Source organism: Aliivibrio sifiae (assembly GCF_002954705.1).
GTDB classification, from domain to species: Bacteria; Pseudomonadota; Gammaproteobacteria; order Enterobacterales; family Vibrionaceae; genus Aliivibrio; species Aliivibrio sifiae_A.
In genome coordinates, this window is record NZ_MSCO01000002.1 from 579,381 (window position 1) to 581,793 (window position 2,413).

General features: G+C 31.2%; 3 protein-coding genes. All 3 read left to right on the forward strand.

Translation table 11 applies throughout. The features are described from left to right. Positions 1 to 495: hypothetical protein (locus tag BTO22_RS13610; protein WP_105055965.1), on the forward strand; the 495-nt coding region annotated here is incomplete at its 5' end. Between the two features lie 193 nt (positions 496 to 688). After that, the gene (locus BTO22_RS13615) at positions 689 to 1,480 is read left to right on the forward strand and encodes a hypothetical protein (protein ID WP_105055966.1); all 792 of its coding nucleotides are present in this window, start codon (positions 689 to 691) and stop codon (positions 1,478 to 1,480) included. After that, on the forward strand, positions 1,477 to 2,413 hold a 937-nt coding region (locus tag BTO22_RS13620), incomplete at its 3' end, for a DUF1848 domain-containing protein (protein ID WP_105055967.1). The genes BTO22_RS13615 and BTO22_RS13620, both read left to right, overlap by 4 nt.

Sequence of the window (2,413 nt, forward strand, 5' to 3'; positions counted from 1 at the left end):
CAATTAACTGAGTTGCTTGAGATGCTAGATCAAAAGTTAAGCTCACTAATTTTGGAAAGTAATAAATCAGAGGATCCAGACGCACTTGGTTTGTATGATAGAGCTGAATACTTTATTGGCATCGGTTTCGTTGCAATGCAGCAATATATAGCAGATACGATGTTTAACTCTAAAGTAAGTAAAAAAAATGCTCTTAACCTTGGTAATAAATCACCTAAAGGTATTCCTTATATTGCGATAATCAATTTTGCTGCAAATTGGTGGAAACATGAAGCTGAATGGGATTGGTTTGGTGAAGGTGAAATAGGTCAACAAACGTTTAAAGATGTTTTGAATGTTTCAGGGTCTGTTGAATATCCACTTTCCAATATACTTTCGCATTTATGTGCTGAGAACGAACTTTCATTATCTCTAGTTATTCCAAAATTAGAAAGTTGGCGAGATGAGTTCATTAAATATCGTCAGAATCAATGTAACAATAACCAGTATACATAACAATTGCATCAACACGATTTGCTACACTCGGCGTTGTCAGTTTGTCTTTAATTTCAGTGATTAAGGTAGTAAAATTCAGCTAAGTCTGTATCGTAGCAAACGTGTTATGCAGGCGTTATACGTTTAAATTAGTTTTTGATCAAAGAAATCTATTTTTCTATTACTTATAATAAGAAAAACAGAGAGTATTAAAATGGATAAAATTATCAATAAGTTCTACAGTGAAGTTAACTTTGATTTATCTTCTGGGTGTGCATCTACAAAAAATGATTGTGTTGTTTGTTTGAGAGATAATTATTTTGAAGCGTTAGAAATAGATTATGATTGTGAGAACAAGAGAAAGCTTTATGTAGTTCGGTATCTCCCAGTACATATAAAAGAAGTAAAAAGTGGCTTAGAATTAATGTCAATCTCTAAAAGAGAAGAGTTACTTAATAAAAAAACTTTAAATGTAATATGTCTTGGCGGTGGGCCTGGGACAGATAATGCTGCATTTAATAAATGGTTAGTTAGTAATCGACTATTTGAAAAGAAAGCTGTGACTAAAGTTAATATAGTTAGAGTTGATCGATGCGAAGAGTGGAATAACATATCTCCATATATAATAGGTCATGCCTTTCCTGATGATATTACAGTGAAATATTTGAAAGTAAATCATGATGTAACAAAGCATAACTTAAATGTTGGCGGAAAAATCGATTTAGTTATAGCATCATATTTAGTTTCAGAGATTGCGCTTTCTGATATACCAAAGGTTGTTGAAAATTTAAAAAATATCATTAATGATAAAGCTGTTATTGTTATTAACGATAGGAATCAACCAGAAGTAAGAGAAAAAATATCTAAAATATTTGAATTGCTTGATTGCACACCAATTTCTAACTATTCACAATTACATTGTGATTATTCGTTTGATCCTGAAATCGCGAGTAAAACGCAGCCAAAATTTAACACAAGCTCTATAAGATATTTAGGTGAAATATGATAATTAGTGCTAGCAGAAGAACAGATATCCCAGCTTTTTATAGTGAATGGTTTATAAATAGAATTAAATCTGGTTTCTTATTAACCCGTAATCCATTTAATGCAAATCAAGTTAAACGAGTATCATTATTACCTGATGATGTCGATGCAATTGTATTTTGGACAAGAAATCCTAAAAAGCTCTTACCTCATTTAGAGTATTTAGATCAATTAGGGCTTAGATATTACTTTCAATATACTATTACTGGTTATTCTAAGACGTTAGAAACTAATACTTTACATCCATTGAAAGCAATTGATATTTTCAAAGAACTATCAGTAAAAATTGGTAAAGAAAAAGTTATATGGCGTTATGATCCAATCATCTTATCCAACGTTACTCCAATACCTGAACATTTACGATTGTTTGAGAAAATAGCTAGTCTTTTATCTGGTTATACAAATCAAGTAGTGATCAGCTTTGCTGATCTCTATAAAAAAACGGAAACTAATCTAGATAAGGTTGATGGTCTTGAATATAGTGATATTTTACATAATGAGAAAGAACTCAATAATCTTTGTGCCGGATTAAAAGAAATTGCAGAGAAATATAAAATGGACATAACTACATGTGCGGAAGAAGTAAACTTGAAGTCTACTGGAATCGAACATGGCAAATGTATTGATGATAGGCTTATTGAATCAATATTTGACATTAAAGTTACTAATTCAAAAGATCAGGGACAAAGGTCTGAATGTGGTTGTGTTAAAAGTATAGATATCGGAATGTATAATTCTTGTCTACATGGCTGTATATATTGTTATGCTACCTATCAAAAAAATGGTGCTCTTGAAAATTATAAAAAGCATGATCCCGAAAGTCCTTTTTTAATTGGTAGTGGCGAAGGCTATGAGCATTTTGTGAATTCAATACCGATCCAAAATTCACTTCTCG

What these genes read in the sequence shown, in the direction of transcription:
- BTO22_RS13615 (WP_105055966.1), top strand. Translation starts at nt 689, where the DNA reads ATGGATAAAATTATCAATAAGTTCTACAGTGAAGTTAACTTTGATTTA.